Origin of the sequence: Micromonospora palythoicola (genome assembly GCF_036689795.1) — a bacterium.
Lineage (GTDB): Bacteria > Actinomycetota > Actinomycetes > Mycobacteriales > Micromonosporaceae > Micromonospora > Micromonospora palythoicola.
This window is the reverse complement of the sequence record NZ_JBAGKI010000024.1, coordinates 20,090-41,939: the sequence shown is the minus strand read 5'-3', so window position 1 is coordinate 41,939 and position 21,850 is coordinate 20,090. Positions and strand designations below refer to the sequence as shown.

Here is a 21,850-nt window from a genome sequence, read left to right as displayed (position 1 = left end):
GGCGGCCCGACCAGGTCCCGTGAGCACGAGGGAGTGCAGGTGCGCGAGTTCACCGTCCCGCCGATCGTCACCGTCGGCGATTCGGCCAACCTCACCGATCCGGTCTGGCACAACGCCGAGGCCGCGCCCGACGCGGTGCAGTTCGTCCGCCGCGACGCCACGGGCGCCTGGACCGACGTGACCTGCCGGCGGTTCCGCGACGAGGTGGCCGCGGTCGCCCGCGGGCTGGTCGCCGCCGGGGTGCGGCCGGGCGACCGGGTGGCGCTGATGAGCCGCACCCGGTACGAGTGGACGCTCGTCGACTACGCCATCTGGGCGGCCGGTGCGGTCACCGTGCCGATCTACGAGACCTCCAGCGCCGAGCAGGCCGCCTGGATTCTGGGTGACTCCGGCGCGGTGGCCGTGGTGGTGGAGACCACCGCACACGCCACGCTGGTGGCCGGCGTCCGGGACCAACTGCCCGCCCTGTCCCACGTCTGGCAGATCGACCTGGGTGGGGTGGACGATCTGATGGCCGCCGGCGCGGAGGTGGAGCCGACCGAGATCGAGCGCCGCCGCACGGGCCTGCGCTCCTCGGACGTGGCGACGATCATCTACACCAGCGGCACCACCGGACGGCCCAAGGGCTGCGTGCTGACCCACCGCAACATGTACGCCGACATCGCCAACGCCGTCCCGGTGCTGCCGAACCTGTTCGGGCCGAACGCGTCGACCCTGCTGTTCCTGCCGCTCGCGCACGCCTTCGCCCGGCTGATCCAGATCGGCGTGGTGCAGGCCCGGGCCACGATGGCGCACTGCTCGGACACCAAGAACCTGGTCGCCGAGTTGCAGGAGGTCAAGCCGACCTTCGTGCTCTCGGTGCCGCGCGTCTTCGAGAAGGTCTACAACGGCGCCAAGCAGAAGGCCGAGGCCGGCGGCAAGGGCGGGATCTTCGCCCGGGCCGAGGCGGTCGCCATCGCGTACAGCGAGGCGCTCGAGACGCCCGGCGGGCCGGGCCTGGCGCTGCGTGCCCAGCACGCGCTCTTCGACCGGCTGGTCTACGGCAAACTCCGGGCCGCGCTCGGCGGGCGCTGCCGCGACGCGATCTCCGGCGGCGCACCGCTCGGCGCCCGGCTCGGCCACTTCTTCCGGGGCATCGGCGTGACCGTCTGCGAGGGGTACGGCCTGACCGAGACCTCTCCCGCTGCCTCGGCCAACCTGCCCGGATTCACCCGGATCGGCACGGTCGGCAGGCCGTTGCCCGGGGTGACCATCCGCATCGACGACGACGGCGAGGTGCTCATCGCCGGTGATCTCATCTTCCAGGGGTACTGGCACAACGACGCGGCCACCGCCGAGGCGCTCACCCCGGACGGCTGGTTCCGCACCGGCGACCTGGGTTCGCTCGACGCGGACGGCTACCTGACCATCACCGGTCGGAAGAAGGAGATCATCGTGACGGCCGGCGGCAAGAACGTCGCCCCGGCCGTGCTGGAGGACCAGGTCCGGTCGCACCGCCTGGTCAGCCAGTGCGTCGTGGTGGGAGACCGGCAGCCGTTCATCGCCGCGCTGGTCACCCTCGACGAGGAGGCCCTGCCGGGCTGGCTGGAGTCGGCGGGGTTGCCGGCGGACACCGGGATCGAGGAACTGCGCGAGCACGAGGGGCTGCGCGCGGAGATCCAGGCGGCCGTGGACCGGGCCAACCAGTCGGTCTCCAAGGCCGAAGCGATCAAGGTCTTCCGGGTGCTGCCGCGCGACTTCACCGAGGCGACCGGGGAGTTGACCCCGTCGCTGAAGGTCAAGCGCCAGGTCGTGCACAAGACGTACGCGGCGGAGATCGCCGACATCTACCGCGGCTGACTACGATCCGTCACGTGCCCGCCTCCACATCCGCCCTGGCCCGCTCGCACCCGCTCGCCGCGGCGGCCCGCGTCGTCGTACTCACGCTGGTCGCCGTCCTGACCCTGTTCGCCACCCGCGACGTGGCCCAGCTGTGGTGGATCGTCCTGCTGGCGCTGGCCGGGCTGCCGGCGATGCTGGCACCCCAACACCGGCTCGTCGGTCCACTCAGCCGGGTGGCGGAGGTGGTCGTGCTCGGTCTGGCGGCCAGCCAGGTCGCCGCGGTGGCCACCGTCGGCGGGCACATCGGTGGTCTCGGCGCTTCCGCCGTGCTGCCCTACCTCGCGGTGCCGGTGACCGTCACCGCGCTGCGTCGCCGCTTCCGGGAGGGCGCGGCGCTGATCGCCGTGACCGCCGGCAGTCTGCTGCTCGCCGGCGCGGTCACCGAGGTGGGTGGGGTTCGCCAGCTCAGCCAGCCCGGCTATCTCGCCGTCTGCGCCCAGTGGCTGATCCTCGCCGCCCTCGGTCTCTACGCCGCCGGCACCCTGCACCGGGTGATGCAGGCCCGCCACGACAGCAAACCCCAGCCGTACGCCGAGGCGACCCGGCTGCTGACCCAGCTGCGTACGGTGGCCCGTCAACTGCCCGGCGCCACGCTGGATCCGGGCGGGATCTCCGAGCACCTGTTGGAGGAACTGCGCACGGTGGCCCGTACCGACCGGGGCGCGGTGCTCTCCGCCAGCGGTGGTGGCCGGTTGGTGGTGCTCGCCCAGCTCGGCGCGGACCGGGTCGACTGGGAGACCACCATCGACGCCGACTCGGCCATCGCCGACGCCTGGGCCAGCCAGCAGTCGCAGACCTCGGCCCGCTCGCAGTCCCGCTCACACCGTGGCGGCGAGGTCTCGGCGCTGATCGTGCCGCTGGTGGCCGGGTTGCGCACGGTGGGTCTGGTGGTGCTGGAGACCGACACGGCGCACGCGTACCCGCCACCGGTGGTGGCCCAGGTGACCGCGCTGACCGGCCCGGCCGCGCTGCGCCTGGAAGCCGCCCTGCTCTTCGACGAGGTGCGCTCGCTGGCCACCAACGAGGAGCGGCAGCGGCTGGCCCGGGAGATCCACGACGGGGTGGCCCAGGAGCTGGTGATGGTGGGCTACGGCATCGACAACGCGTTGGCCACCGTGCACGACGACGCCGAGGAGACCGCCGAGTCGCTGCGTCTGCTGCGCCACGAGGTGACCCGGGTGATCACCGAACTGCGGCTGAGCCTGTTCGAGCTGCGCAGCGAGGTGGACCGGCACGGCGGCCTGGCCGCCGCGATCGCCGAGTACGCCCGCACCGTCGGCGCCTCCGGCGGACTGCGGGTCCATCTGTCCCTGGACGAGTCCACCGCCCGGTTGCCCGCCGCGACCGAGGCGGAGTTGCTGCGCATCGCCCAGGAGGCGGTCACCAACGCCCGCAAGCACGCCGGCGCGGCCAACCTCTGGGTCACCTGCGAGGTGGATCCGCCCTACGCGCAGATCGAAGTGTCGGATGACGGTCACGGCATAGGTGACCAGCGCTCGGACGGGCACTATGGTCTTGCGATCATGGCCGAGAGAGCGGAACGTATCCGGGGCCGGTTGGAGATCAGGCCGCGACAGCCGAGCGGGACGACCGTCGCGGTGGTGGTCGGTTCACCGCCCCGGCGCGATAACGTTCGCGGTAGCGCCGCCGCAGCAGAAGGGGAGTAAGCCGAGGATGACCACAAGCCCGACACCGGCAACCCGTACCAAGGTCCTCCTTGTCGACGATCACGATTTGATCCGCAAGGGCCTGCGGCACGCCTTCGAGCGCGACCGGCAGTTCGAGGTCGTCGGCGAGGCGGCCACGGCGGCGGAGGGGGTCCGGCAGGCCGGTGCCCTGCAACCGGACGTGGTGATCATGGATCTGCGGCTGCCCGACGGCAGCGGCCTGGAGGCCACCCGGGCGCTGCGCAAGTCCAGCGCGTCGATGGGCATCGTGGTGCTCACCATGTACGCCGGCGACGACCAGCTCTTCGGCGCCCTGGAGGCGGGGGCCAGCGCGTTCGTGCCGAAGACCGCGCCGGCCGACGAGGTGGTCGCCGCCGCCCGGCACGCCGCCTCCTCCCCCAGCGCCTTCACCGCCGCCGACCTGGCCGAGGCGATGAAGCGTCGACTCGCCCCGTCCGGCCCGCAACTCTCCCCCCGCGAGGGTCAGGTGCTGCGGCTGCTCGCCGACGGCATGAGCGTCGCCGGCATCGCCAAGCAGCTGTTCGTCAGCGAATCGACCGCCAAGACCCACATCTCGAAGCTCTACGAGAAGCTCGGCGCGGCCAACCGGGCACAGGCGCTGATGACCGCGCTGCGGCTCGGTCTGCTCGAGGCACCGGACGCGCCGAAGTTCTGATCGGCACGTCACCGACGAAGATCCGTGTCCCACCTCGGCGGGGCACGGATCTTCGCATCGACGGCCTCCGGCCCGTACCGGCTCTGGCCTCCCTCGCGAAAGCGGGGCAGAATACCCGCCGGGGCGGCGTCGCCGCCGAGGGTGGGCGAAGGGGTGAGGCACTTGCAGCGGCCGGACTGGGCACCCGAGTCGATCGACGTCGAACGTCCCAGCGTCGCCCGCATGTACGACTACTATCTCGGCGGCTCACACAACTTCGCCGTGGACCGGGCGACCGCTCGAGCGATGGTGGCGGTGGTGCCGCAGGCACCGCTGATGGCCCAGGCCAACCGCGCCTTCCTCCGCCGGGCCGTGCAGTTCCTCACCGACGCCGGCATCCGGCAGTTCCTGGACATCGGTTCCGGCATCCCCACCGTGGGCAACGTGCACGAGATCGCGCAACGGCACGCCCCCGACTCGCGGGTGGTCTACGTCGACGTCGACCCGGTCGCCGTGGCGCACAGCCGGGAGATCCTGGCCGGCAACGACCGTACGGCGGTGATCCAGGAGGACCTGCGCCATCCCGACCGGATCCTGGCCCATCCCGACGTGCGCGCGATGCTCGACTTCTCCCAGCCGATGGCGGTGCTGGTGGTGGCGGTGCTGCACTTCGTCTCCGACGACGACCGGCCGGCCGAGGTGCTGCGGACGCTGCGGGCGGCACTTGCCCCCGGCAGCTACCTGGTCCTGTCGCAGGCCAGCGACGACGGCCGGGACGAGGCCGAGCGGGCCGAGGCCGAGGAGGTCTACCGGCGCACCGACAACCCGCTGTGGATACGCAGCCGGGCCGAGCTGACCGGGTTCTTCGACGGCTTCGAGTTGGTCGAGCCCGGCGTGGTGTGGGTGCCGCAGTGGCGCCCGGAGACGCCGGAGAGCGCCGAGGACGCCGAACGGGCGGTGTTCCTCGGCGGGGTCGGGCGCCTCGGTGGGTAAGCCCGCGGACGGCCGGCCCTGCGTCGGCGTGTTCGCCCGCGCCTGGGCGAAGGCGGTATCGGGCACCAGCTACCTGCCGATGACCCACGCCCAGCTCGAGGTGCTGCTGCAGTGGCTCACCGACCTGCTCGCCGAGGCGCTGCGGGCGGAGCCGCTCGACCTGCGGGTCGGGCACAAGGTCGCCAACGAGCTGGTGGCCGCGCACATCGTCTCCGCGGAGGCGCTCGGGCGGACCGTCGAGGTGATCCAGCTCCGTCTGGTCCGCGACCTCGACCTGGTCGCCGACGACATCGAGGACCGGATGGCCCGCCTGCTGGGCGCGGTCGCCACCGGCTACGCCCGGGCGCTGCGGGACCGGACCCTCGACGAGCAGGAGTCCATCCGGCGGGCCGCGATGACCGCCCGCGCCGAGGCGGAGCAGGCTCTCCGGGCCAGCGAGGCCCGCTTCCGGCACCAGGCCACCCACGACCCGCTGACCGACCTGCCGAACCGCACGCTCTTCGCCGAACGCCTCGCCGCCGCCGTCGACGCGTCGGCCGGCAGCGGCCGCCGGGTCGGGTTGTGCTTCCTCGACCTGGACCGGTTCAAGCGGGTCAACGACTCCTTCGGGCACCAGATCGGCGACCGGGCCCTGGTGGCGGCGGCCCGGCGACTGCGGCGGGCGGTCGAGCCGCACCTGGTCGCGCGGCTCGGCGGGGACGCCTTCGTCGTCCTCGTCGAACGGTCCACCGGCACCGGAGACGTGGTCGCCGTCGCCGAGGCGGCACTGGCCGCGCTCTCCGAGCCGGTGGTGGTCGACGGGCATGACGTGACCGTCACGGCGAGCGTGGGCATCGTGGAACGGCGGGTCGCCGGCACCTCGCCGGACGACCTGATGCGGGCCGCGGGCAGCACCCTGCACTGGGCCAAGTCGGCCGGGGGCGCGGGATGGGCCCTGTACGACGCGGAGCGCGACGGCCGGGAACAGGCCCGCCAGGAGCTGTGCGCGGCCATCCCGGCGGGGCTGGAACGCGGCGAGTTCTTCCTCGACTACCAGCCGTTGACCTCGTTGCACGACGGTTCGCTGCTGGGCGTCGAGGCGCTGGTCCGGTGGCGCCACCCACGGCTCGGGGTGCTGCGCCCGGACAAGTTCATCGGTCTCGCCGAGGAGACCGGGTTGATCGTGCCGCTCGGCGGCTGGGTACTCGCCGAGGCGTGCCGCGAGGCGGTCGGCTGGACGTCCACCTCGGGTGAGCCCCCGTACGTCAGCGTCAACCTGGCGGTGCGGCAGGTCCGCCGCCCCGGTCTGGTGCAGGAGGTGCGGGCCCTGCTGCGGCGTACCGGCCTGCCGCCCAACCGGCTCCAACTGGAGATCACCGAGAGCACGATGATGACCACCTCCGAGGAGCCGGTACGGGCCCTTCGCGCCCTCGCCGACCTGGGCATCCGGATCGCCATCGACGACTTCGGTACCGGCTACAGCAACCTGGCCTATCTGCGGGACCTGCCGGTGACCGAGTTGAAGGTGGCCGGCGAGTTCGTGCGGGGCCTGCGCACCCCGGAGGCCCGCGCCGACGAGCGGATCCTCGCCTCGCTGGTCTCGCTGGCACACGCGCTGGACCTGACCGTGACCGCCGAGGGGGTGGAGACCGGCGGACAGGCCGAGCGGCTGCGGGCGATCGGCTGCGACGCCGGCCAGGGCTGGCACTTCGGCCGCCCCGCCTCCCCCGACCACATCCTCGCCCGCATCCGCTGAACCAGCCACGGCCGCTCACCGCAACGCCAGCCACCGCACCGCGGAGCCCGCCACTTCTGCCGCCGCAACGCGGAGCCGGTCAGCGTCCCCACCCGAGCCGGCCGCTACACCGGACCGGCGAGGCCCGTCGGTGGCTCAGCCGTCGAGCAGCGTCGCCAGGCGTCGCGCCTGCGTCTCCCAGCGCCACTCCCGCTCCACCCAGGCCCGGCCGGCGGCGCCGAACTGCCGGGCCAGGTCCCGGTCGGCCAGCAGGGTGGCCACCCGGTCGGCGAGTTCGGCGAGATCCCGGCCGTCCACCACGTAGCCCGTCTCGCCCTGGCGCACCGCGTCCGGGGCACCACCGGAGTTGCCGGCGACCACCGGCAGGCCCGTCGCCGACGCCTCCAGGTAGACGATGCCGAGCCCTTCGACGTCCAGACCCCGGTTGCGGGTGCGGCACGGCATGGCGTACACGTCGCCGGCCGCGTAGTGGGCGGGCAGTTCTGCCGAGGGCACCGAACCGGTGAAGACCACGTCCCGCTCCACCCCCGACTGCCGGGCCAGCCGGGCCAGCGTGGTCCGGTACGGTCCGCCGCCGACCACCAGCAACGCGGCGTCGGGCACCCGGCGGCGGATCAGCGGCATCGCCCGGATCAGCATGTCCTGGCCCTTGCGGGGCACCAGCCGCGACACGCAGACCACCACCGGCCGGTCGGCCAGGCCGAGCCGGTGCCGCACCGCGCCACCGTCGACGGACGGGTGGTAGACGTCGGTGTCCACACCGGGCGCGAGTCGCCGCAGTTCGGTCAGGCCGGCCACGGCCCGGGCCAGCCGGGTGCGGGTGTACTCCCCCAGGTAGGTCACCACGTCGGTGTCCTTCGCGATGCGCCGCAGCGCCGTCCGGGCCATCGGCAACGCCGCCCAGCCGACCTCGTGACCGTGGGTCAGGGCGACCACCCGCCGGATCCCGGCCCGCCGGCGCAGCCCGGCGGCGAGCAGGCCGAGCGGAGCCGCCGCACCGAACCAGACCGTGTCGCAGCCGTACGACCGGGCCAGTCGGGCGGCCCGGCGCGCCACGAGGGGGGTGGGCAGCAACACCTTGGTGCGCTCCCGCACCACCTCGAACGGCTGGTCGGCGTCGAACTTGTCCGCCCCGGCCCAGCGCGACGCGTACACCACCACCGAACCGGCCGGCTGGCGCACCGCGAGGTTGTGCACGAACGACTGGATGCCGCCCGGCCGGGGCGGAAAATCATTCGTCACCAGCAACGTGCGGCTCACCGCGAAACCTTTCGGGCGTACGCGCGGGCAGCGGCGATCCGCTCCACGGTGGACGGGTGCGACGCCGAGTAGAGGTACTCCCAGCGGGGCGGGTCGGGGTCGGAGAGGTTGACCGCGGACAGCCGCCGCTGCATCGACTCGAACGCGGCCGGGTCGCCGGTCAACGCCAGCGCGTGTGCGTCGGCGCGGGCCTCGACCCGCCGCGACATCAGCGCCTGCACCGGGGCGAAGACCAGCCCGGCCACCGTGACCAGGGCGAGCAGCAGCGGGAACGCGCGGGGTTGGGCCACCGAGTCGACCCCGGCCAGGCGCAGCAGCGGTGGCCAGGAGCCGATCAGGTAGAGCGCCACCACCGCGGCGGCGGCGCCGAGCGCGCCGGTGAGCGTGCCGACCGGTACGTCCCGGTCCCGGGCATGGCCCAGTTCGTGCGCCACCACCGCGGTCACCTCGGCCGGCGTCGCCTCGCGCAGCAGGTTGTCGTAGACCACCACCCGACGGGTCGGTCCCAACCCGGAAACGTACGCGTTGACCGCCCGGGTGCGCCGGGAGGCGTCGGCGACCAGCACGTCACGCACCGGCACTCCGTCCCGTTCGGCCAGCTCCATGAGTTGGCTGCGCAGCGGTGACGGTTCCATCGGGCGGAACCGGTTGAAGACCGGCTCGACAAGCACCGGCAGCACGAAGGACAGCAGCGCCACCAGGGTGGCGGCACCGGCCGCGCCGAAGGCCCACCACCAGCGGGGGGCGAGTCGTACGACGGTGTAGAAGCCAAGCAGCGCCACCGCACCGATGACGGCGCTCACCGCGTACGACTTGAGCAGGTCCACCGCCCAGCCGCCCCAGCCGTTGGTGGCCAGCCCGTAACGGGTGAGCACGCTGTGCCGCCAGGCCGAGAACGGCAGGGTCACCAGGTCGGCGACCAGCACCACGGCCAGACCACCGAGGATCGCCTGCGCGATCCAGTGCCCGCCGAAGGGCCGGCCGGCCAACTCGACCAGTCGGCTGCCCAGCGGGGTCAACCCGAGTGCCAGGGCCACCAGCAGCCCGACGCCGAGCGCCGCCCACCCGCCGGGACGCAGCGCGGACCGGAACTGCCGGGCCCGCTCCACCTGCTCGGTCGGCAGGTCACGCAGGGCGGCGAGCTGGTCTGCCCGGGGGGCCGGTGGACGCTGCCACGGGATCAGCACCAGCGCCGCCACGACCAGGGCGACACCCAGTCCGGCCAGGGTCAGCAGCGCCCATCCTCGCGGGCTCACCACGCCGCCCCGTCCGGCACCGGTGATCCGCCGCGGCGAGCGCGAACCGATCCGTCGCCCGCTGTGCGCCTCATGCCCGCCGCTCCTGTCGCCATGGGCGCCCATCCTATGTCCCGGGGTGGGTCCGCCCCACGCCCGTCGGCCCACCGCAGGGCCGGCTCAGGACCGCGGCCGGGCTCAGGACCGCGACAGCCGGCGCACCAGCGAATCCGCCCCCAGCGGGTACGCGCCGTGCCGGCGTACCCCGTCGGCCACCTCGCGGTCGGAGGACACCACCACCACCGGACGGCCCGGTGGTTCGGCCCGCACCAGTCGGCGGATCAGCTCGTCGGCGGTCTCACCCTTGCGGGAGAACAGCACCCGCACGCCACGCGGGGTGGGTGGTAGGCCGTGCACCCGTTCGGCGCCGTCGAAGACCACCGTGACCTCGTCACCGGTCTGCGCGGCGATCCCGCCGAGGCCGCTCACCAGCCGCTTGCGCTGCTGCTCGAGCGACATCTCCCCGAAGCCGCGTTTGGTCACGTTGTAGCCGTCGACCACCAGGTGCGCCCGGGGCAGCGCCAGGAGCTGGTCCAGCCGGGCCGGGTCGTCGGTGTCCTGGGCCCGGGCCGCGGCCCCGGTGGCGGTGGGGGAATCGGTGAAGGAGTCGGCCACGAAGTCGGCGGGCAGCTTGTCGACCGGATCCAGGGCCAGCTCCCGGCGCAGCCCGACGGCGGCCTGACCGATCGTCTCCAGCAGCAGCCACAGTCGCGCGTCGTCGACCGAGCGGGCCTCCTTGGCGCTGCTGCGGGCCGCACCGGCGGCGGCCTCCGCCTCGGCCAGCCGGGCCCGGACCCGGCGCAGTTCGGCGTCCGCGTCGGCGGCGGCCCGGGTGGCCCGGCCCCGCTCGGTGGCCAGCAGCTCGTTGGCCCGACGCTCCCGGGCCTGGCTCTCCCGCAGCGTACGAGCCAGTTGCCGGGCCTCCTCGCGCAGTTGGCCCAGTTCCTCGCGTACCCGGGCCAGTTCGTCGCGCAGCTTGTCGGCCTCCACCCGGGCGACCGCCCGGTCGTGCTCGGCCCGGGTGGCCCGCTGTTCGGCCTGCCGGACCAGTTCGGCCACCACCGCCGTGTCCGCCTCGGCGCGGACCGCCGCCCCGCTGGCGTCGATCAGCTCCCGCCAGCCGCGGGGACGGGCCAGGTAGGCCAGGGCCGCCACCTCGACCGGATCGGCGGCGGCGGGCGCGGTGCCCTCCACCACGGCGGTGCCCAGGTCACCGGCGTCGGCCAGCACCCGTGCGGTGACCCGTTGCCGGAACAGCGGATCGGCGGCGAGTTGGGCGGCGATCGCCGGCGCGCCGAGCCGGGCGCGTCGGTTCGGGGCGAACTTGGCGACCCGACGCAGCGGCACGGGCACCTCGTCGGCGGGCAGACCGGGCAGCACGGCGGCGGTGAGCGAAACGATCCGCTGCCGCACCGGCTCGGGCAGGATCGGCTCCGGCTCCGGCTGCCCCGGGTCCACCGGCCCGGGGTCCGGCGTCGGGTCGTCAGTGGCACCGTCACCGGCCGCGGGCGCCGCGACGACCTGCTCCTCCTGCGGGAGGTTGTCGTCGTGCGGCTCGGTGAGGGGCATGTGGCAAGTCTCCCACCGGGACCGGGCCCACCGCCCGGTGAGTGAGCCGATCTCTCATCCTAGACCGGTGGTGACGTCTGGGGCCGGTGGGGCGCGAGTGTCGGACCGGACCGTTACGGTGCCGCGGATGGCAGCACAGGAGTTCCGGCAACCGCCGCTGGCCGGCCTCGACCCGACCGTCGGCGGTGTCGACCCGGCGCTGCCGCTGTACGCGACGACGTTCGTGGTGGTCGACCTCGAGACCACCGGCGGCGCGCCCGACGGCGGCGGCATCACCGAGATCGGCGCGGTCAAGGTGCGCGGCGGCGAGGAGCTGGGGGTGCTGGCCACCCTGGTCAACCCCGGGGTGCCGATCCCACCCTTCATCACCGTGCTGACCGGCATCACCCAGGCGATGCTGCTGCCGGCACCGCCGATCGAGCAGGTGCTGCCGAGCTTCCTGGAGTTCGTCTCGGACGCGGTGCTGGTCGCCCACAACGCGCCGTACGACGTCGGCTTCCTCAAGGCGGCCTGCGCGAAGCACGGCTACCGCTGGCCGAACCCGCGGGTGCTGGACACCGCGGCGCTGGCCCGACGGGTGCTGCTGCGCGACGAGGTGCCCAACCGCAAGCTCGGCACCCTCGCCGCGTACTTCCGGGCGGCCACGCAGCCGACCCACCGGGCCCTGGACGACGCCCGGGCCACCGTCGACGTGCTGCACGGGCTGATCGGCCGCCTCGGCGGGCACCGGGTCGACACCATCGGCGACGCCATCGAGTTCGCCCGCGCGGTCACCCCGACGCAGCGTCGCAAGCGGCACCTGGCCGAGGGCCTGCCCCGCTCCCCCGGGGTCTACATCTTCCGGGCCGCCGACGAGCGACCGCTCTACGTCGGCACCTCCCGGGACATCGCCACCCGGGTACGCAGCTACTTCACCGCCGCGGAGAAACGCGCCCGGATCTCGGAGATGCTGGCCGCCGCCGAACGGGTGGAGGCCGTGGAGTGTGCGCACTCGCTGGAGGCCGAGGTGCGTGAGCTGCGGCTGATCGCGGCCCACGCGCCGCCGTACAACCGACGGTCGAAGTACCCGGAGCGGGTGGTCTGGCTGAAGCTGACCGACGGGCCGTACCCCAGGTTGTCGGTGGTCCGGGAGATCTCCCCGGGCGACCGCGCGTACCTCGGCCCGTTCACCTCGCGGCGGGCCGCCGAGCTGGCCGCCGCCGGCTTCCACGACGCGGTGCCGCTACGGCAGTGCACCCACCGGTTGTCGCTGCGCACGATCACGCCGGCCTGCGCGCTGGCCGAGCTGGGCCGCTGTCCGGCACCCTGCGAGCACCGGATCTCACCCGAGGAGTACGACGCCCGGGCGGTCACCCCGTTCGCCACCGCCACCACCGGCGATCCGCAGCCGGTGGTGGACGCCCTGCTCGCGCGGATCGAGGCGCTCTCGGCCGCCCAGCGCTACGAGGAGGCGGCCGCGCTGCGCTCCCGCCTCGCGGCGGTGCTGCGGGCCGCCGTACGCATGCAGCGCCTCGCCGCGTTGAGTGGGCTCGCCGAGGTGGCCGCCGCGCATCCCGCGGCCGGCGGCGGCTGGGAGTTGGCGCTGGTACGTCACGGCCGGCTCGCCGGTGCCGGCGTGTCACCGCCCGGGGTCCATCCCCGACCGACGTTGACCGCCATCCGGGCCACCGCCGAGACGGTGCCGGCCGGGCACGGCCCGGTCCCGGCGGCCAGCCCGGAGGAGTCGGAGCGGATCCTGTCCTGGTTGGAGCGACCGGAGACCCGACTGGTCGAGATGTCCGCCGGATGGTCCTCGCCGGTGGCCGGCGCGGCACGGTTCCGCGACCTGTTGACCAAGGCGGAGAGCGCGGCGTCCCGGCAACTCTGGTCCGAACGCTCATGAGCAACTGTCCGATCGGACTACGTCGACTCACTTACTCTGTTAAGGAAGTGCAGTCCTGCCCGTTTCGAGGGTCTGCTCCCGCTTGCCGGATTCCGGCGGTGGTGCAGCAGGCGTGAGGGGGTGTCCCAGGTGGACGTCAACGCCGGCCACGGCGGCGCCCTGGGCGGTGCGCTCCCGACACAGCCCGGCGAGCTGCCCCTGACCAGACGACTCCGATCGCTGCTGACCTGGCCGACCACCGAGACCGAACCGGTCGGGCAACTGGTACGCACCCACCGCGCCATCCACGCCGGCGCCGACCCGGCGGTGCTGCGCCGGGCGTACACCATCGCGGACAACATGCACCGGGGGCAGTTCCGCAAGAGCGGGGAACCGTTCATCACCCACCCGCTGGCGGTCGCCCAGATCTGCGCGGAACTCGGCATGGACACCACCACTCTGGTCGCGGCACTGCTGCACGACACGGTGGAGGACACCCGTTACACGTTGCAGGCCCTCGCGGAGGACTTCGGCCACGAGGTGTCCCACCTGGTCGACGGGGTGACCAAGTTCGACAAGGCGTTCTACGGGCAGGCCGCCGAGGCGGAGACCATCCGCAAGATGATCATCGCGGCCGGCAAGGACGTCCGGGTGCTCATCATCAAACTCTGCGACCGGCTGCACAACATGCGCACCCTGGGCGTACGCTCGGCCGCCTCCCGCGAACGCATCGCCCGCAAGACCCAGGAGGTGCTGGTACCGCTCTGCGACCGGCTGGGCATCCAGACCCTCAAACGGGAGCTGGACGACGTGGTGCTGCTGCACCTCGAGCCGGACGAGCACGCCCGCATCGCGCGGCACGTGCACGACCGGCCCGGCTGGGACAGCTACCTCGCCGAGGTGGTCGCGCAGGCCAGGGTGGCGCTACGGCGCAGCCGGGTCGACGCCGAGGTCGCCCCGCGGCCCCGGCACCTCTACTCGATCTGGAAGGACACCGTGGCCGGTGGCCACACCGCTCCGTTCGACCTGCCCCGGATCACCATCGTGGTCGATGGTCCGCCGACCGACTGTTACGCGGCGCTCGGTGCCGTGCACGGCCTCTGGCGGCCGGTGCCGGGCCGGTTCAAGGACTTCATCGCCTCACCGAAGAACAACCTCTACCGGTCCCTGCACACGAGCGTCTGCGGGCCGAAGAACCGCACCGTCGAGGTGCTGATCCGCACCCGGGAGATGCACCGCGCGGCCGAGTACGGAGTGGCCGCCGACTTCCGCTTCCCCCGCTCCGGCGGGGCCACCGTCCGCTCGGGGCAGCTCGACTGGCTGCGCCGGGTGCTGGACTGGGAGCAGGACGCCGCCGACCCGGCCCAGTTCCTGCACTCGCTGCGCTGCGACCTGTCCGAGGCGCAGATCCAGGTGGTCGCCGACGGGCGGCAGATCGTGCTGCCGGCCGGTGCCACCCCGGTCGACCTGGCCTACGAGCTGGGTACCGACCGGGGTGACCGGTGTCTGGCGGCCCGGGTCAACGGTCGGCTGGTCCCGCTCTCCTCCGAGCTCGAGGAGGGTGACGTGGTGGAGATCTTCACCGAGACCGACGAGGAGAGCAGCCTCGACGCCGAGGTGGCCCCGCGTGGACCGCGTCGTGAGTGGCTGGGGTTCGTCAAGTCCCCACACGCCCAGATGCAGATCAACAGGTGGTTCGCCGAGCACAGCGAGCCGGGGATCTCGATCAGCGACAAGGTACGGCTGGGCCGGGCCACCATCGGGCTGGCCCTGCGCCAGCACAACCGGGGGCTGGCCAGCGATCTGCCGCTGCTGCGCCTGTCGGAGGAACTCGGCTACCCGGATCTGGAAACCCTGCTGGTCGCGGTCTTCGACCGGGTCATCGAGCCGGACGCCGTGGTGCGCCAACTCATCGACCTCGTCGATCACCGTCAGTGACCGACCCGGCCCCACCCGGTACTCGGCGTGGTCCTCGTGGCGCGAGCGAGGCTCACGGCCACTAGCCTGGAGTCATGATCCCCCGTACCCGCCGCACCGGGCGCGCCGTCGCGTACCAGGTCTTCTACCGGCTGCCGCTGCCGGTCCGACGTCGGCTGGTCCGGATGGCCGTACCGAAGTACATCGTCGGTGCCGTCACCCTGCTCCGCGACAGCGAGGCGTCGGGCGCGGGTCGGTTGCTGCTGCTGCGGCAGCCGCCGGGCCGGGGGTGGACCCTGCCGGCGGGGTTGCTGCAACGCGGCGAGAACCCGGCCGTCGGCGCCGCCCGGGAGTTGTACGAGGAGACCGGGGTCCGGCTCTCCCCCGCCCGACTCACCCCGGCGGCACCCAACGCCATCGTGCACGCCAAGGGATGGGTGGACGTGGTGTTCACCGCCGAGGTGCCGGCCTCACGCACCGAGCTGACCGTCGACGGTGCCGAGGTCTTCGAGGCCACCTGGCATCCACTGGACGACCTGCCGAAGCTGACCTGGCCGACCGCCCGCCTGCTGGCCTACTACGACATCGGTCCGCTGGCCGGACAGTTCCCGCCGCCGCTGCCCGACACGACGCCGTGACCCGGCCCGAGGGCGCGGCAGGCGGCAGGCGGCCCGCCGCGCCCGCTGACGGCATCTGCGCGGTGGTGCTCGCCGCCGGCGAGGGCACCCGGCTGCGCCCACTCACCGAGCGGGTACCCAAGGCGCTCTGCCCGGTGGGCAACGTGCCCCTGCTGGACCGGGCGCTGGCCCGGCTCGCCGGTCTCGGCCTGACCGGCCCGGCCTCGGTCGCGGTGAACGCCTGCTATCTGGGCGACCAGGTGGTGCGGCGGGTGGGGGCGCGGGCGCACCTGTCGGTGGAGCCGGGCAGCCCGCTCGGCACCGCCGGCGGCGTGGGGCGGCTGCGGGACTGGATCGACGGCCGGGGCGTGCTGGTCGGCAACGCCGACGCCTACCTGTCCGACCCGGCGGCCCCGCCCGGCCCCGACATCGCCGCGCTGCTGGCCGGCTGGGACGGCGACTCGGTGCGCCTGCTCGGGCAGCCGGCCGCCGACCCGACCGCGCCGGGCACCTTCGACGGCCACGTCTTCACCGGCTTCTCGCTGTTGCCGTGGCGGCTGGTCCGCGACCTGCCCGCCACCTTCGGCGACCTGGTACGCGCGGTGTGGCGTCCGGCCGAGGCCGCCGGCCGGCTGACCGTGGTCGGCTACCAGGGCACCTTCATCGACACGGGCACCCCGGCCGACTACCTCGCCGCGAACCTGCACGCCGCCGGCGACGGCTGCCTGATCGACCCGGCCGCCACGGTCACCGGCACCTGTCACCGTTGTGTGGTGGGCGCGGGTGCCACCGTCCGGGGCGCGGTCAGTCGCAGCGTGATCTGGCCGAACGCCGTCGTCGGCGCCGAGGAGCAGCTGCGCGACGTGATCCGGGCCGGTGTCGACCTGACCGTCCCGGCGGCCTGATCCGGGGCCTGGCCTTAGCATGAGCGACGACGCCGACGAACGGAGAGTCCCGTGATCACCGCGATCGTGCTGATCGACTGCGCCACCGACTCGATCCCCGAGGTGGCCGAGGCACTGGCCAACCTGCCGGGGGTGAGCGAGGTCTACTCGGTGGCCGGGCACGTCGACCTGATCGCCATGGTCCGGGTCCGCGAGTTCGACGAGATCGCCCAGATCATCGCGGGCAGCATCTCCAAGGTGCCGGGGGTGCTCAACACCGAGTCGCACATCGCCTTCCGCGCGTACTCGCGGCACGACCTGGAGGAAGCCTTCGCCATCGGGCTGGGCAGCACCGACTGAGCCGGCCCACCCCGCACGGGGTGGACCGGCTCGGCTCGTACCGCCGGGTCAGCTCTGCTGCGGCACCGGGGTCTCGGTGACGGTGCCACCGGGGACCGGCTCCTCGGTGAAGGTCTCACCCGGGGCCGGCGTGGTGCCGCCCGGAGCCGGGACGGTGCCACCCGGGCTGGCCGTGCCGCTCGGGCTGGTCTCCGGGACCGGGATGCCGAGTTCCTCGGCCAGCATCACCAGGGCGTCGTAGTGCGCCTGCAGGACCGGCAGCGCGGTCTGCGCGAGCTGGACCACCTGCGGCTCGGTGCCCTGCGAGATCTCCGTCTGGGTCGCCTGGATGGCCTGGACGTGGCCGGCCAGTTCCTGGGTCACCCAGAGCCGGTCGAACTCCTCACCGCTGGCGTTGTTGAGCTGGTCGAGACCGGCCTGCTGTTCCGTGGTGGGTTCGCTCGGCAGGTCGACGTTCAGCTGTCCGGCCAGGTCCTGCACCGACTGGTCCAACTCGGTGTGGTCCGTGACGAACTGCTGCCCCAGCTCCTTGACCTGCTGGTTCTGGCCCTTCTCCTGGGCCAGTTCACCGGCGGCGATCTCGTACAGGTTGACCTGGTGGACCGCCTGCAGGTACTGGGTGTCCTGTTCCGACGGCTGCGCCGCCGCCTGCGCCGCCGCGGCGGGTGCGATCCCCACCAGCACCAGCGCGGCCAGCAGGCCGAGGCGTTTGATACCCAACATGCTTCCTCCCCGTTGAGACGTTGGACCGCACGGATACCCGGCTGACCGGGGTTATTCCTGCGATCCGGCGACGGCGGGAAGCGATGACGACGTCCGGATGCGGCGAAACGGGCGTGGCGCCCGCCGGAGCAGGTCCGACGGGCGCCACGTCACGTTACGACGGATCTCAGGGGCGGTTCTCCCCGCTGGTGATCTCCTCCCGCTCCGGCCGCGGCTCGACCGGGGGGTGCCCCGGTGAGACCGGCGCCTCGGCCGGCCGCTCGATCGGGTAGAAGAAGCCCCGGATGGCCGGGCCGAGGGCACCGAGCCGGTTCATCTTCTTCGGTACCACCCAACCGGCGTAATCCAGCTCGCCGTGCCCGTCGCCCGCGCTGAGCGGCTGGTGCACCTCGACGAACCGCCCGTCCGGCAGCCGCCGGATGATGCCGGTCTCCACGCCGTGCGCGAGGACCTCCCGGTCGTGCTGCTGCAGGCCGAGACAGATCCGGTAGGTGACGTAGTAGGCCAGCGGCGGCAGCAGCAGCAGACCGATCCGGCCGGCCCAGGTCATCGCGTTCAGGCTGATCTGGAACTTGTCGGCGATGACGTCGTTCGCGCCCGAGAGGGTCAGGATCACGTAGAACGTGAGGGCCATGACGCCCAGGCCGGTGCGGAACGGGACGTCGCGGGGACGCTGGAGCAGGTTGTGGCTGCGGTAGTCCTTCAGGTGGCGGGCCTCCATGAAGGGATAGAGCAGGGATATCGCCACCAGGATGCCGGGTAGCACCACTGTCGGCCAGAACAGCGGCGGGATCACGTACCCCTCGCCGATGGGTATGGTGATCTCCCAGTCGGGCATCAACCGGGTCGAGCCGTCGAGGAACATGACGTACCAGTCGGGCTGGCTGGCGGCCGAGACCACCCACGCCTCGTACGGGCCGAACAGCCAGACCGGGTTGATCTGGAACAGACCGCCCATCAGCGCGATCACGCCGAAGACGACCATGAAGAAGCCGCCCTGCTTGATCGCGTAGCGCGGGAACATCCGCTCGCCGACCACGTTGCCGTTGGTCCGGCCCGGCCCCGGCCACTGGGTGTGCTTCTGCTTGAACACCAGGCCCAGGTGCACGCTGATCAACGCGACAAGCAGACCCGGGATGAGCAGCACGTGGGCGATGAAGAACCGGCTGATGATGATCGTGCCGGGGAACTCGCCGTTGAACACCGCCGCGGTCACCCAGGAACCGATCACCGGGATGGACAGCATGATCGCCGAGGCGATCCGCAGGCCGGTGCCGGACAGGCCGTCGTCCGGCAGCGAGTAACCGGTGAAGCCGGCCAGGAAGCCGACCCAGAACAGCAGCGAGCCGATGATCCAGTTGGTCTCCCGCGGCTTGCGGAACGCGCCGGTGAAGAAGACCCGCAGCATGTGCACCACGATCGCGGCCATGAACAGCAGCGCCGCCCAGTGGTGCATCTGGCGCATGATCAGGCCACCGCGGACGTCGAAGGAGATGTCCAGCGTCGAGGCGTACGCGGCCGACATCGGCGTGCCCCGCAGCGGGGCGTAGCTGCCGTTGTAGATGACCTCCGTCATCGCCGGCTCGAAGAAGAAGGTCAGGAAGACCCCGGTCAGCAGCAGGACGATGAACGAGAAGAGCGCGATCTCGCCGAGCAGGAAGGACCAGTGGTCCGGGAAGACCTTGTTGAGCAGTCGGCGCAGCGGGGTCGCCACCTGGAAGCGGTCGTCGACCGCTCGGGCGGTGTTGCCCGGCACCGCTGCCACGTCAAACTTTCGCCGCTTCACGGCCGCTCCCAGAAGTCGGGCCCGACAGCCTCGGTGTAGTCGGACGTCGCCACGAAGTAACCCTCAGCGTCCACCTCGATGGGCAGTTGAGGCAACCGCCGGCTGGCCGGACCGAAGATCGGCTTGGCGTTGTCGGTGATCAGGAACTGCGACTGGTGGCACGGGCAGAGCAGCCGGTTGGTCTGCTGCTCGTACAGGCTCGCCGGGCAGCCGGCGTGCGTGCAGACCTTCGAGTAGGCGGCGTAGTTGCCCCACATGTAGCCGCCGTGCCCGGCCCGCTCGTTGTTGCGCCGCGATTCCACGGCGTCGTCCTCGCGCAGGTGGATCAGCAGGGTGGGCGAGTCGGCGTACCGGTTGCTCACCCCGTGCTCCACACCCGGGAAGACGGTGATCTGACCACCGGCGCTGATGTCGGCCGGCCGGATCGGCCGACCGTCCTCGCGGACCAGACGGATCTTCTGACCGTCCCGGGGGGCGAACCCGGTGGTCAACATCTGGTCGTCCTTGTGCGGGTCGGAGATCAGCCCGCCGACCAGGGGCGCGGCGGCGACGGCACCGACCGGCAGCAGACCGGCCAGCAGCGACACGCCGAGCAGCGGCCGACGCTTCACGCCCAGCTCGTCGGCCATGTACGCCATGGTCTCGCCGGTGATCCGCTGGTCCTCGGCGGGCACCGCGCCCTCGTGCCGGTCCTGGATCGACACCTCCTTGGGCAGCAGCTTCTTGCCCCAGGTGAGGATGCCGAAGCCGATGCCGAGCAGGGCGACGCCGAGGGTCACGCCGAGCAGCGGGGTGTAGAGCTTGTCGCCACCGCGACCCGGCTCGTACTCCCAGGGCCACCAGATGTAGATGGCCAGGAAGGCCGTCGCCGCCAGCCCGGTCAGCAGGAAGAAGCCCGCGACCGTGCGGACCAACCGCCGTTCGGCCTTGGTGCCCGGCGCCACCTGCGGCTCGTAGTGGACGATCTCGATGTCGTCGCGCCGGGCGCCTTCCCGGACGATGTCGAACCGGCTGAGCCGGGGGTCGTTCACGTCGAGCGGTTCCCCGCCCGGCAGCGTCGGCTGCCCGGTCTGGCTGCTCATGGTCCCCCCGCTCACGACTTGCCCGCGATCCACAGGCTGGCGAAGACCAGCGCGACGATACCGACGAGGAAGATCGCCACCCCCTCGGTGGAGGGTCCGTACCGGCCCAGGTTGAACAGGCCGCCCGGGTCGCCGTCGTCCTTCAGCGTCTGCTGGATGTAGGCGATGATGTCCGCCTTCTGCTCCGGCGTGATCTGGTTGTCACCGAAGACCGGCATGTTCTGCGGGCCGCTGAGCATCGCCGCGTAGATCTGCCGGTCGGTGGCCGGCCGCAGGCTCGGCGCGTACTTGCCGGAGGAGAGGGCACCGCCGCCACCGCTGAACGCGTGGCACTGCGAGCAGTTGATCCGGTAGAGCTCGCCGCCGATCGCGACGTTGCCGTCGGCGTGCAGGTTGTCGCCGGCCGGCACCACCGGGCCACCGCCGAGTTCCTGGACGTACGCCGCGAGCTGGTCGATCTCGTCGCGGGTGAAGACCTCGGGCTTGCGCGCCGCCTGGGCCTCCTGCCGAGCCATCGGCATCCGACCGGTGCTCACCTGGAACTCCACCGAGGCGGCGCCGACGCCGATGAGGCTCGGCCCGCGCCCCTCGACTCCCTGCGCGTTGCGACCGTGGCAGCTCACACAGCTCACGTCGAACAGCGCCTTGCCGTCGGCGGCGGCGCTGCTCAGCGGCGGGTTCTCCTGGGCGGCGGCGCCGGGGGCGAGCACGGTGTAGGCGCCGCCGGCCAGCATCAGCGCGGCGACCAGCCGGACCGCAGCACCCAGCCGGCGGCGGCCCCTGCTGGGCGCCCCGGGCCGCCCGCGCAGCCGCGCGAACAGACCGCGTCGGCGGTCGTTGTGAGAAGTCATGACCTGTGTCCTTAACCGGTTGGACCTTGTGTTGCGGGGGGGTGGAGCAGCGGCAAGGCGGCTGGTGCGCGCCAAGATCACTGAAGCCAGTAGATCATGGCGTAGAGCGCGATCCACACGACGTCGACGAAGTGCCAGTAGTACGACACCACGATCGCCGAGGTGGCCTGGGCCGGGGTGAACCGGCCCATGGTGGTGCGGATCATGAAGATCACGAAGGCGATCAGACCACCGGTGACGTGCAAGCCGTGGAAGCCGGTGGTCAGGTAGAACATCGACCCGTAGCCGTCGCTGTTGATTTTGACGCCGTGGTGCACCAGCTCGCGGTACTCGTTGAGCTGGCCGAGCACGAAGATCAGGCCCATCACGAAGGTGATCGTGAACCAGCGCCGCAGCGCGTGGACGTCACCCTTCTCGGCGGCGAACACGCCGAGCTGGCAGGTCACCGAGGACAACACCAGGATCACCGTGAAGGTGGTCGCGTACGGGATGTTGAGGACCTCGGTGTGCTCCGCCCACTGCTCCGGCGCCGCCGCGCGGATGGAGAAGTACATCGCGAACAGCGCCGCGAAGAACATGAGTTCGCTGGAGAGCCAGACGATCGTCCCGACGCTGACCATGTTCGGCCGCGTCAGAGAGTGGATCCGGCTCTTGTCAATGGCTGGGGCCGCAGTCACGCGGTCATTATTGCCGTTCACCACGGCCGCCGATCAG

The 21,850-nt window shown here is 72.4% G+C and carries 18 protein-coding genes; 10 read left to right on the top strand and 8 right to left on the bottom strand.

The window, feature by feature from the left end:
• Positions 1–39: 39 nt before the first annotated feature.
• The 5 genes from V5O40_RS13530 (at position 40) to V5O40_RS13510 (ending at position 6,931) form a co-directional block, all read left to right on the top strand.
• A complete protein-coding gene (locus V5O40_RS13530) occupies positions 40–1,839 on the top strand; it encodes an AMP-dependent synthetase/ligase (protein WP_332905746.1) in 1,800 nt (599 codons plus the stop codon).
• Between the two features lie 14 nt (positions 1,840–1,853).
• Complete coding sequence (locus V5O40_RS13525) at positions 1,854–3,548, top strand: GAF domain-containing sensor histidine kinase (protein WP_332905745.1); 1,695 nt, start codon at positions 1,854–1,856, stop codon at positions 3,546–3,548.
• A gap of 7 nt (positions 3,549–3,555) precedes the next feature.
• Positions 3,556–4,224 carry a response regulator transcription factor gene (locus V5O40_RS13520; RefSeq protein WP_007072219.1) on the top strand — a complete coding sequence of 223 codons (669 nt, stop codon included), beginning with the start codon at positions 3,556–3,558 and terminating at the stop codon, positions 4,222–4,224.
• Positions 4,225–4,386: 162 nt separating this feature from the next.
• A complete protein-coding gene (locus tag V5O40_RS13515) occupies positions 4,387–5,196 on the top strand; it encodes an SAM-dependent methyltransferase (protein WP_269738666.1) in 810 nt (269 codons plus the stop codon).
• Between the two features lie 79 nt (positions 5,197–5,275).
• The gene (locus V5O40_RS13510) at positions 5,276–6,931 is read left to right on the top strand and encodes a putative bifunctional diguanylate cyclase/phosphodiesterase (RefSeq protein ID WP_332905776.1); all 1,656 of its coding nucleotides are present in this window, start codon (positions 5,276–5,278) and stop codon (positions 6,929–6,931) included.
• Between the two features lie 135 nt (positions 6,932–7,066).
• Here the strand turns inward: V5O40_RS13510 and V5O40_RS13505 are convergent, their stop codons facing one another.
• From V5O40_RS13505 to V5O40_RS13495, 3 genes are all read right to left on the bottom strand, one after another.
• Positions 7,067–8,191, bottom strand: a complete 1,125-nt coding sequence (locus V5O40_RS13505; RefSeq protein ID WP_332905744.1) for a glycosyltransferase family 4 protein — start codon at positions 8,189–8,191, stop codon at positions 7,067–7,069.
• On the bottom strand, positions 8,188–9,447 hold the full coding sequence (locus V5O40_RS13500; RefSeq protein ID WP_332905743.1) for a M48 family metallopeptidase: 1,260 nt from the start codon (positions 9,445–9,447) through the stop codon (positions 8,188–8,190). The genes V5O40_RS13505 and V5O40_RS13500 overlap by 4 nt, the downstream gene beginning before the upstream one ends.
• Before the next feature lie 177 nt (positions 9,448–9,624).
• Positions 9,625–11,055: an NYN domain-containing protein gene (locus V5O40_RS13495; RefSeq protein WP_332905742.1), complete on the bottom strand. Its 1,431-nt coding sequence runs from the start codon at positions 11,053–11,055 to the stop codon at positions 9,625–9,627.
• 127 nt (positions 11,056–11,182) lie between these two features.
• Between V5O40_RS13495 and V5O40_RS13490 the strand changes: the two genes are divergently transcribed.
• From V5O40_RS13490 to V5O40_RS13470, 5 genes are all read left to right on the top strand, one after another.
• Positions 11,183–12,937 (top strand): DEDD exonuclease domain-containing protein, encoded by a 1,755-nt coding sequence (locus V5O40_RS13490; protein ID WP_332905741.1) that lies wholly within the window; start codon positions 11,183–11,185, stop codon positions 12,935–12,937.
• Positions 12,938–13,066: 129 nt separating this feature from the next.
• Entirely contained in the window at positions 13,067–14,854 is a 1,788-nt protein-coding gene (locus tag V5O40_RS13485) for a RelA/SpoT family protein (RefSeq protein WP_332905740.1), read from the top strand.
• A 74-nt stretch (positions 14,855–14,928) separates the two neighbouring features.
• On the top strand, positions 14,929–15,471 hold the full coding sequence (locus V5O40_RS13480) for an NUDIX hydrolase (RefSeq protein WP_332905739.1): 543 nt from the start codon (positions 14,929–14,931) through the stop codon (positions 15,469–15,471).
• The gene (locus V5O40_RS13475) at positions 15,468–16,355 is read left to right on the top strand and encodes a sugar phosphate nucleotidyltransferase (protein WP_332905738.1); all 888 of its coding nucleotides are present in this window, start codon (positions 15,468–15,470) and stop codon (positions 16,353–16,355) included. Before V5O40_RS13480 ends, V5O40_RS13475 begins: the two co-directional genes overlap by 4 nt.
• Positions 16,356–16,406: 51 nt before the next feature.
• A complete protein-coding gene (locus V5O40_RS13470; protein WP_164449239.1) occupies positions 16,407–16,694 on the top strand; it encodes an Lrp/AsnC family transcriptional regulator in 288 nt (95 codons plus the stop codon).
• Between the two features lie 48 nt (positions 16,695–16,742).
• Here the strand turns inward: V5O40_RS13470 and V5O40_RS13465 are convergent, their stop codons facing one another.
• The 5 genes from V5O40_RS13465 to ctaE form a co-directional block, all read right to left on the bottom strand.
• Positions 16,743–17,417, bottom strand: a complete 675-nt coding sequence (locus tag V5O40_RS13465; protein ID WP_332905737.1) for a DUF4142 domain-containing protein — start codon at positions 17,415–17,417, stop codon at positions 16,743–16,745.
• Between the two features lie 166 nt (positions 17,418–17,583).
• Entirely contained in the window at positions 17,584–19,203 is a 1,620-nt protein-coding gene (gene qcrB / locus V5O40_RS13460; protein WP_332905736.1) for a cytochrome bc1 complex cytochrome b subunit, read from the bottom strand.
• Positions 19,200–20,285 (bottom strand): cytochrome bc1 complex Rieske iron-sulfur subunit, encoded by a 1,086-nt coding sequence (gene qcrA / locus V5O40_RS13455; RefSeq protein WP_332905735.1) that lies wholly within the window; start codon positions 20,283–20,285, stop codon positions 19,200–19,202. The genes qcrB and qcrA overlap by 4 nt, the downstream gene beginning before the upstream one ends.
• 11 nt (positions 20,286–20,296) lie before the next feature.
• Entirely contained in the window at positions 20,297–21,136 is an 840-nt protein-coding gene (gene qcrC, locus V5O40_RS13450; protein WP_269737539.1) for a cytochrome bc1 complex diheme cytochrome c subunit, read from the bottom strand.
• A 77-nt stretch (positions 21,137–21,213) separates the two neighbouring features.
• The gene (gene ctaE, locus V5O40_RS13445; protein ID WP_164449244.1) at positions 21,214–21,813 is read right to left on the bottom strand and encodes an aa3-type cytochrome oxidase subunit III; all 600 of its coding nucleotides are present in this window, start codon (positions 21,811–21,813) and stop codon (positions 21,214–21,216) included.
• Between the last annotated feature and the right edge of the window lie 37 nt (positions 21,814–21,850).

Excerpts from the sequence above, each read along its gene's own strand:
- V5O40_RS13520 (WP_007072219.1), top strand. The coding sequence starts at position 3,556 with ATGACCACAAGCCCGACACCGGCAACCCGTACCAAGGTCCTCCTTGTC.
- V5O40_RS13510 (WP_332905776.1), top strand. The coding sequence starts at position 5,276 with ATGACCCACGCCCAGCTCGAGGTGCTGCTGCAGTGGCTCACCGACCTG.
- V5O40_RS13495 (WP_332905742.1), bottom strand. The coding sequence starts at position 11,055 with ATGCCCCTCACCGAGCCGCACGACGACAACCTCCCGCAGGAGGAGCAG.
- V5O40_RS13490 (WP_332905741.1), top strand. The coding sequence starts at position 11,183 with ATGGCAGCACAGGAGTTCCGGCAACCGCCGCTGGCCGGCCTCGACCCG.
- V5O40_RS13480 (WP_332905739.1), top strand. The coding sequence starts at position 14,929 with ATGATCCCCCGTACCCGCCGCACCGGGCGCGCCGTCGCGTACCAGGTC.
- V5O40_RS13465 (WP_332905737.1), bottom strand. The coding sequence starts at position 17,417 with ATGTTGGGTATCAAACGCCTCGGCCTGCTGGCCGCGCTGGTGCTGGTG.
- qcrA (WP_332905735.1), bottom strand. The coding sequence starts at position 20,285 with ATGAGCAGCCAGACCGGGCAGCCGACGCTGCCGGGCGGGGAACCGCTC.
- qcrC (WP_269737539.1), bottom strand. The coding sequence starts at position 21,136 with ATGACTTCTCACAACGACCGCCGACGCGGTCTGTTCGCGCGGCTGCGC.